A 9089-nucleotide genomic window follows, 5' to 3' on the forward strand; every position below is an offset into this window, starting at 1 on the left:
GTGCGAGGTGCCGAAGTTCTGCACCTGGAAGTCGGTGTAGCCCAGCTTGGAGACCACGCCGCGCACGTTTTCAAGCTGCGCCGTCTGGGCGTAGTTGACTTCCATGACCGTGCCGCCGGTGAATTCGATCGACAGGTGGAAGCCGCGCGTAAGGATGAAGAAGACAGCCGCCAGGAAAGTGACGAAGCTGATGATGTTCAGCACCAACGCGTGGCGCATGAACGGGATGGTGCGGTGAATACGGAAAAATTCCATTTTTCGCCTTAGGCTTTATCTGTGGCGGGCGGCTGGGCCGCCCGCGCTCATGTTCAGTTGGTCTTCGGTTTCCAGACTTCACCGATGGAGATCGACGTGAGCTTCTTCTTGCGGCCATACCAGAGGTTGGCCAGCGCGCGCACGCCCACCACCGACGAGAACATCGAGGTCAGGATGCCCAGGACGTGCACTACGGCGAAGCCCCGGATCGGGCCCGAACCGAAGGCCAGCAGCGCCAGGCCCACGATCAGCGTGGTCAGGTTGGAGTCCAGGATGGTGCCCCACGCGCGTTCGAAGCCATGGTGGATGGCCTGCTGCGGCGTGGCGCCGGCGCGCAGTTCCTCGCGTATCCGCTCGTTGATCAGCACGTTCGAGTCAATGGCCATGCCCAGCGTCAGCGCGATGGCCGCGATACCCGGCAGGGTCAGCGTGGCCTGCAGCATGGACAGCAGCGCCAGCAGCAGCAGCACGTTCATGGTCAGGCCGATGGTGGAGAACACGCCGAACAGGTGGTAGTACAGGATGATGAAGGCGGCGATGGCCAGGAAGCCGTACAGCGTCGAGTAGAAGCCCTTGGCGATGTTGTCCGCGCCCAGGCTCGGGCCGATGGTGCGTTCTTCGATGATGGACATCGGCGCAGCCAAGGCGCCGGCGCGCAGCAGCAGCGCGGTGTCGGCGGCTTCCTCGGAGCTCATGCTGCCCGAAATCTGCACCTGGCCGCCGCCGATCTCGCCGCGGATGACCGGGGCCGTGACCACTTCGCCCTTGCCGTTTTCGAACAGCAGGATGGCCATGCGCTTGCCGATGTTGTCGCGGGTGACGTCGCGGAAGATGCGGGCGCCCTTGGAGTCCAGCGTCAGGTGGACGGCGGCCTGCTGGGTCTGCGAGTCGCGGCCGGGCTGGGCGTCCTGCAGGTTTTCGCCCGTCAGGATGACCTGGCGGCGCACCAGGATGGGACGGCCGTCGCGGTCGTTGTAGCGCTCGAGGCCGAAGGGCACGCTGCCGCCCAGCAGCGCGGCTTGCGCGGCGGGGGTGTCGTCGACCATGCGGATTTCCAGCGTGGCGGTGCGGCCCAGCAGTTCCTTGGCCTTGGCCACGTCCTGCACGCCGGGCAACTGCACCACGATGCGGTCGGCGCCTTGCTGCTGGATGACCGGTTCGGCCACGCCCAGTTCGTTGATGCGGTTGTGCAGCGTGTTGATGTTCTGCTTCAGCGCGGAATCCTGCACGCGGGTGACGGCGGCCGGGTTCAGGGCGGCCATCAGCAGCGGTTTGCCGTTTTCCAGACGCTCGGTGAATTCCAGGTCGGGCAGGCGGCTGCGCAGGGTGGAAATGGCGCGGTCGCGGTCGTCCGTGTCGGCGAAAGTGGCGGCAATAGCCAGACCCGAGCGTTCGACGCCGGCCACGTTGACCTTCTGGTCGCGCAGCACCGAGCGCACGTCGGCGGCCAGGGAGTCATAGCGGGCGGTCAGGGCGCCCTGCATGTCCACTTGCAGCAGGAAGTGCACGCCGCCGCGCAGGTCCAGGCCCAGGTACATGGGCTTGGGCGCGAACCAGCCCAGGCTGCGCATCCACGGGGGCGAGGCGGGCAGCAGGTTCAGCGCGACCGTGTAGTGGGGGTCGCCGGCGACGGTGTTGAGGGATTTGTCGATGAGGTCGCGCGCCTGCAGTTGCAGGTCGGTCGACTTGAAGCGGGCGCGCACGGTGCCGAGCGTGCCGTTTTGTTCGTAGTAGACCCCTTCGTTGGGGATCTTGGCGTCGGTCAGGATCTGATCGACCCGGTTCAGCATGGCGGGATCGACCTTGATCGTGGCCTTGGCGCTGGAAACCTGGACGGCCGGGGACTCGCCGTAGAAATTGGGAAGCGTGTACAGCAGGCCGATGATGACCGCGACCAGGACCGTAATGTACTTCCAGAGGGGATAGCGGTTCATTGCCGGCTACTTCATGTAAAAGTGATGAAAGGGCCGCCCGGGCGGCGAGCGCGGCGGGCGGCGGCAGGGCCATCAAGCACAAGAGCCCGATGGGGGCTCCTGTGGGACGCTTACAGGGCCTTGATGGTTCCCTTGGGCAGCACGGTCGAGACCGAGGACTTCTGCATGATCACTTCGACGGGCTTGTCGGCCAGTTCCGAGACTTCGACGGTAACGTAGCTGTCATTGACCTTGGTGACCTTGCCGAGCATGCCGCCGGCGGTGACCACTTCGTCGCCCTTGGCCAGGGCGGCGATCAGATTGCGGTGTTCCTTCTGGCGCTTCATCTGGGGACGGATCATCAGGAAATAGAGGATCACGAACATCAGGATGATGGGCAGCATGCCCATCAGCGCGTTGCCCTCGGGGGCGGCCTGGGCCACGACGAGGCTGGCGGTATCGATAACGGACATTGAATTCTCCTGCGTTTAGTCTGTTTGGGTGTTTATGTCTATGTTTTTATGCGCCCATCCCCGCGCGAGCCATGGATAGGGCAAGCCGACTATTGTAGCGAGGTTATGCGCGAGCCCTAACTTGGGGCTGTTCGGGAAAAGACAAGAGGCGGCGGGAGGAGGCCGCCCCGGGCAGCCGGCCCGGTTTCCCTAAATGATAGCGCGGGAGCGCAGATCGGCCAGCCGTAAGTCGTCCAGGCCCAGCTCGCCGCGCAGGACCTCCAGGCTGTGCTGGCCCAGCATGGGAGCCGGGCCATAGCGCACAGGGGTGGCCGAGAAGTCCAGCGGGCTACGCAGCATGGGGGCATCGCAGCCGCGCGGGTGCGGCAGCGACAGGGCGAGCTGCCGATGGCGTGTCTGGGGGTCTTCGAAAACCTGGGACAGGTCATTGATCGGTCCCGAGGGTACGCCGGCCCGGTCGAAGATCGGGAACAGGTCGGCGCGCCGCCGCCCGGCAAGCAGGGGCGCCAGCAGATCGCGCAGTTCGATCCTGTGAGCCACCCGCAAGGCGTTGGTGGAGAAGCGCGGATCGTTCAACAGCCCTGGCTGGTCCAGGATTTCGCACAGGGCCCGGAACTGGGTGTTGTTTCCCGCGGCCAATATCATGCGGCCGTCGGTGCAGGCGAACACTTCGGACGGGGCCGCGATGGGGTTGGTATTGCCTTGCCTGCCTGGCAACTGTCCCGACATGAGGTAGCCCACCGCCAAGTGCCCGTTGAGGGCCACTGAAGCGTCCAGCATGGATGCATCCACGAACTGGCCCATGCCGGATTGCCGCTGGTGCAGCACGGCGCCCAGGATGGCGATGGCCGCATAGAGGCCGGTGACGACATCCGTGATGGGGATGGCCGTGCGCATGGGGCCGCCTCCGGGAGCGTCCTCGGGGTGTCCGCAGGTGCTCATCACGCCGGCCAGTCCTTGCAGTATGAAGTCGTAGGCGGGCCGCCGCGCGTAGGGGCCGTCCTGCCCGAACCCCGTCAGCGAGCAATAGACCAGGGCGGGCTTGGCCGCGGCCAGCGTGGCATGGTCCAGTCCGTACTTGGCCAGGGTTCCGACCTTGTAGTTTTCCATGACGACGTCGCAGCGCAGTGCCAGATCGCGTACCAGTTCTGCCCCCTCGGGCGTGGAAATATCCACCGTCACGGAATGCTTGCCGCGGTTGTAGGCCAGGTACAGCGCGGAGTCGTTGCTGGCGTCGCCGTGGTCGTCAGGCAGGAATGGGCCCATGCGGCGGGTATCGTCGCCTTCGCCGGGGCGTTCTATCTTGTAGACGGTAGCGCCCATGTCGGCCAGGATCTGGGTGCATAGCGGTCCGGCGATCACGCGTGTCAGGTCCAGGACTTTGACGCCTTCCAGGATGCGGGGGCTCATAGTCTTACTCCAGCCGGATGCCGGCTCTGGCGATGACGTCGGCCCAGCGGCGGGCCTCGTCGGCGATGAAGCTGTCGAATGCCGCGGGCTTGCCGCCGACCGGATCGATGCCGTAGCCGATCAGTTGGGCGCGCACATCGGGTTGGTCAAGCACTCGCTGGACCGCCGCGGAAATCCGCTCGGCGCGTTCGTCCGGCACCTTGGCGGGAGCCAGCATGCCGATCCAGCTGCCCACGACGAAATCGGGCACCCCGGCTTCCGCCATGGTGGGCACGTCGGGCGCGCCGGGCCACCGGCTGGCGCTGGTCATGGCCAGTGCCCGCAACTTGCCCGCCTTGACCTGCGGCATCATGGTCTGCACCGAGTCGAAGATGGCGGCCACCTGTCCGGAGTAGAGGTCGGGCAGCGCCGGGCCCACTCCTTTGTAGGGCACATGGGTGATGCGCAGGCCGTTGACCTGGGCGAATTCTTCAGCCGCCAGATGTGCGCCCGAGCCTGCGCCGCTGGAAGCGAACGTGGCGCTGTCGGGATTTTCCCGCGCCCAGGCCAGGAATTCCGCCAGGTTGCGGGGCGGCAGGCGGGCGCTCGATACCAGCAGCAGCGGAATGCGGCCGAACAGGCTGACCCCGCGCAAGTCGCGCAGCGGATCGTAAGCCATGTTCTTGTAGAGGCTGGGGTTGATGGCATGCGCCATGACGACGACCAGGAAGGTATAGCCGTCGGGCTCGGACCGGGCGACCGCGGCTGAGCCGATCTGGCCATTGGCGCCACCCAGGTTCTCAACGATTATCGGCTGGCCGATTTCGTCGCTCAGCTTGCGGGTGATCAGCCGGGCGACGGCGTCCGATACGCCGCCCGCCGTATACGGCACCACGACTCGCAGCGGCTTGTCTGGGTATGCGGCGCCCGCGCTGCCCGCGCCTGCAAGAATGCACGCGATGGCTAGGGCGGCGATGCTTTTACTGATGATCCGGCTCATGCTGTGTGTCTCCTCTGTTTTTATGGGACTGCGTGATTCGCGGCCGGGTCAGGGCCTGTTTGGGGGCGCTAGGGCGTGGCGATCAAGCCGCGTTCAATCCAGCTCCGGGGAATTTGCATGGGGTGATCCAGCAGCATCTGGGCATAGGACTTTCCCAAGGGGTCGGAACGCAGGCTGGACATGCCGCCGCCGCCCAGGGCCTCGTGCAGCACGAAGTTCATGGCGTGCAGTCCCGGCACCTCGAAGCGTTCGACCGGGCCATGCGCCAGGTGCGCGAAGTACGCGCGCACCTGTTCTGCGCCTAGTTGCCTGCGGATCAAAGGAAGGAACTCGGGGCGGCGAGCGATGACGCCGATGTTCTCCGTATCGCCTTTGTCGCCGCTGCGCGCCCAGGCCAGCGCCTGCAGCGCGACGGTGGCCAACGGGCCTTCATCCCGCGTCGCGGCGGGCTCGTCCCGCCTTGTCTCCGGTTCGGCCCGCGCCGCGGCAAGGTGGGCGGGCTGCGCGTCGCCGGCTGCGGGCGGCACGGGGATGACGAGGTCTTCCAGCAGTACGCGCTCTTGCAACAGCGTTTTCGGCAACAGGAAGGAGTGGACGCGCACCACCGGCTGGATATCGGAACGTCCCTGGAAGGACGAGCGGGTGCCCGGCCCCATGGAGGTCCCGGCGGAAGCGCACTCGCGTTGCAGAAAGCCCAGGCCGGCGGCCAATTCATGCCGCACGACGATGCGCAGAACGATCTCCCGGGTGGGGAGCGCCCGCGCGTGCGGTCCGTAGAGCGCTTCGCAGCCCAGCATCTCCACGCAGGTTTCCCGATAGTCCGCGAGGCCGTGTTCGCGCAGCATGCGCCGGCTGCGGTCCAGCAGCGCCGTGGCGGTCTTGTCCGCCTTGGCGCGGGCCTCGGGGCCGCGGATCGCCAGCATGGTCGCCAGCTGGTAGCCGTCGCGCCAGGTTGCATTGGCCTTGTAGCTGTCGGTGGGAGGACGGCCGCGAGCGCCGCGGACCGAGACGCGGTCCGCGTCCAGCTGCGTCACATGGACGTGCCGGAAATCACAGGTGACGTCAGGCATCAGGTAGCTGGCGGGGTCGCCGATTTCGTACAGGACCTGTTCGGCGACGCATCCGGCAGCGATCAGGCCGCCGGTGCCGGCGGGTTTGGAGAGAATGAAGCTGCCGTCCGCGGCGCAATCGATGACGGGATAGCCCATGTTGTCCCACCCCGGCACCGATTGCCAATCGGTGTACAGACCGCCGGTCGCCTGCGCGCCGCATTCGATGACGTGGCCGGCGAGCGTGCCGGCAGCGAGCTTGTCCCACTCGTCCCAGGCCCAGCCATGTTCGTGGGCCAGTATGCCCAGCACCATGGCGCTGTCGACGCAGCGACCGGTAATGATGATCTGGGCGCCTTGTGCCAGCGCCTGCGCAATGCCCCGGGCGCCCGTATAGGCATTGGCGGAGTAAGGCGCTTCGGGCAGGCCGGTAAGGCCCGATTCGCGTAGTTCAGGCAGCAGGGGCAGGATGTCGTCGCCGATCACGACGGCGATGCGAGGCGCCAGCCCCTGACCCGCCGCGGCCTGCGCCAGGGCATCGCGGCAGGCCAGGGGATTCAGGCCGCCCGCGTTGGCCACCACGCGTATGCCGCGCTCCAGGATACGGCGCAATTGCGGCGCCATCGCGGCCTGGACGAAGTCGGTGGCGTATCCCAGCGCGGGATCCTTGTTGCGCGCCCGCGCCAGAATCGACATGGTGGTTTCGGCCAGATAGTCGTACACCAGATACTGCATGCCGGGGACGTCCAGCAATTGCGGCGTGGCGGTGGCGGAATCGCCCCAGAATCCGCTGGCGCCGCCGATGCGTACGGCGCTCATGGCGTGGCCTGCAAGGTGGGTTCCTGGACAATGCGCAGCAAGGGTTGATCCTTGGAGGCTTGGCTGCCCGCGTGAGCCGCCAGATCGGCGACGCGGCCGGCGACGGGGGCGTACAAGGTGTGCTCCATTTTCATTGCCTCCATGACGATCAGCGGATCACCCTCGCTGACGCGGTCGTCGGCCGCCACCGAGATATGCAGGATGCGGCCCGTGAACGGCGCCGTGAGCGTGCCGCTGGCAAGCGCGCTGGCGCGGGATTGGTACGCCGGCGGCAGTTGGAATTCCCAGGCCCGTCCCCGGTGGAACAAGCCCATCGCGTTCGGCCCCGGCGCGATCCAGACACTTTCGCGGACGCCATCCAGCTCGGCTTCCAGGCGGCTGCGGTCCTGGCCTAGCCAACGGGCGCCGCGCAGTTCGAACCGTACGGGCTCGGCGTCGCTTCCACCGAGCACGGCCTCGATCCGCCAGCCGCGGACACTGCTCGTCACGCAGACGTCCCAACGGCCTGTATCCAGCGCAAGGGCGACGCGCCAAGGGCGTGACGGCGGAAGCGGCGGCGTGAGCTCGGTGCCGGCCGAGTCCGTCATGCAGGCCTGGGTGGCGAAGGCGGCCCACGCCACGGCCGCTGCTGTGGGAACGGAGCGCGTGGCCAGGCTGGCGCCGAAACGTTCTTCGACAAACCCGGTATGAACGCCCGAGGCGGCGGCGAAGACCGGATCGTGCAGGCAGTCCGCCAGGAACGACTGATTGGTGGGCACGCCCAGCGCGACGCACTGTTCCAGCGCCCGCAGCAGCTTGCGGCAGGCTTCCTCGCGATTGCGGCCATGGGCGACCAGCTTGGCGATCATCGAATCGTAGTAGGGCGGGATGGCGCCACCCTCGGTCAGGCCGTGGTCGACCCGCAGGCCCGATATTTCGAGGGGAGGGCGCCAGCGCCGCATGACCCCGGTTTGCGGCAGGAATCCGGCGGGCACGTCCTCGGCGGTGAGGCGCAGTTCCATGGCGTGGCCGTCGATGCGCACCGCCTCCTGGGCGATGTCCAGCATTTCGCCCGCGGCGACGCGCAATTGCCATTCGACCAGATCCAGGCCCGTGACGGCTTCGGTTACCGCGTGTTCAACCTGCAGCCGGGTGTTCATTTCCATGAAGTAGTAGCTGCCGTCGGGGGCGAGCAGGAATTCCATCGTCCCGGCGCCCTGGTAGCCGAGTGCGCGGGCGCTGCGCACGGCGGCTTGCCCCATCGATGCGCGCAGCGCGTCATCCACGGCCGGGGAGGGGGCCTCTTCGATGATCTTCTGGTGGCGGCGCTGCACCGAGCAATCGCGTTCGCCCAGGTGGATGACATTGCCGTGGCTGTCGGCCAGCACCTGGATTTCGACGTGGCGCGGCTGTTCGATGGCCTTTTCCAGGATCAGCTCGTCGGAGCCGAACGCGGCTGCGGCTTCGGAGCGGGCGGAGGCGAGCGCCGCCGGCAGCGCGGCCGAGTCTCGCACCAGCCGCATGCCGCGGCCGCCACCGCCCGCCGCCGCCTTCACCATGACGGGAAATCCGATGTCCCCTGCGGCGCGGACGAAGGCGTCGATGCTCTGATCGGCGCCCTGATAGCCGGGTATGCAGGGCACATCGGCACGGCTCATTGCGGCCTTTGCCCGCGCCTTGTTGCCCATGGCGCCGATAGCCGCCGCCGGCGGGCCGACGAAGACCAGTCCGGCTTGCTCCACGGCCGCCGCGAACGCTTCGTTTTCGGCCAGGAATCCGTAGCCGGGATGCACCGCGTCGGCGCCCGTGGCGCGTGCCGCCGCCAGCAGCGCTTCGATGTTCAGATAGGAATCGGCGGGCGCCGGTCCGCCGATCCGCGCCGCCAGGTCGGCTTCGCGGACATGCAGACTGTCGGCGTCGGCGTCCGAGTAGACGGCCACGCTCCGGTAGCCCAGCTTGCGCGCGCTGCGCATGATGCGGCGTGCAATCTCCCCGCGGTTGGCGATCAGCAGGGTGTGGAAGGGTCGGACAAGCTTGGAGTGGGTCATGGGATTCTCAGAGGGGGACTGGCGTGCCGGCGCAGGCATTGCGCACGTCTTCGGCGGCGATGGTTTCCACCCAGCCTGGAGGTCGCCGCTGACGGAACGCCTTGATGCCTTCGGCCCCTTCGTCGCGCAGGCAGCGGGCGAACAGCGCGGCTGCGCGGTCGAGC

Annotated in this window: 6 protein-coding genes and 1 pseudogene; all 7 read right to left on the bottom strand. The window is 67.2% G+C overall.

Annotated elements, in window-relative coordinates; genetic code table 11:
* Positions 1-255 (bottom strand): annotated as a pseudogene (locus tag VIR09_RS30170) (protein translocase subunit SecF); the annotation flags it as partial.
* A 53-nt stretch (positions 256-308) separates the two neighbouring features.
* Complete coding sequence (secD, locus tag VIR09_RS30175; protein WP_332016215.1) at positions 309-2189, bottom strand: protein translocase subunit SecD; 1881 nt, start codon at positions 2187-2189, stop codon at positions 309-311.
* A gap of 110 nt (positions 2190-2299) precedes the next feature.
* The gene (yajC, locus tag VIR09_RS30180; RefSeq protein ID WP_013395762.1) at positions 2300-2641 is read right to left on the bottom strand and encodes a preprotein translocase subunit YajC; all 342 of its coding nucleotides are present in this window, start codon (positions 2639-2641) and stop codon (positions 2300-2302) included.
* Positions 2642-2830: 189 nt separating this feature from the next.
* Positions 2831-4051 (bottom strand): CoA transferase, encoded by a 1221-nt coding sequence (locus VIR09_RS30185; protein ID WP_332016216.1) that lies wholly within the window; start codon positions 4049-4051, stop codon positions 2831-2833.
* Positions 4052-4055: 4 nt separating this feature from the next.
* Positions 4056-5030, bottom strand: a complete 975-nt coding sequence (locus VIR09_RS30190; RefSeq protein ID WP_332016217.1) for a tripartite tricarboxylate transporter substrate binding protein — start codon at positions 5028-5030, stop codon at positions 4056-4058.
* 68 nt (positions 5031-5098) lie between these two features.
* Positions 5099-6898, bottom strand: a complete 1800-nt coding sequence (locus tag VIR09_RS30195; RefSeq protein WP_332016218.1) for an acyclic terpene utilization AtuA family protein — start codon at positions 6896-6898, stop codon at positions 5099-5101.
* Entirely contained in the window at positions 6895-8925 is a 2031-nt protein-coding gene (locus VIR09_RS30200; RefSeq protein ID WP_332016219.1) for an acetyl/propionyl/methylcrotonyl-CoA carboxylase subunit alpha, read from the bottom strand. The genes VIR09_RS30195 and VIR09_RS30200 overlap by 4 nt, the downstream gene beginning before the upstream one ends.
* Between the last annotated feature and the right edge of the window lie 164 nt (positions 8926-9089).

Origin of the sequence: Achromobacter sp. (assembly GCF_036567245.1) — a bacterium.
Lineage (GTDB): Bacteria > Pseudomonadota > Gammaproteobacteria > Burkholderiales > Burkholderiaceae_B > Achromobacter.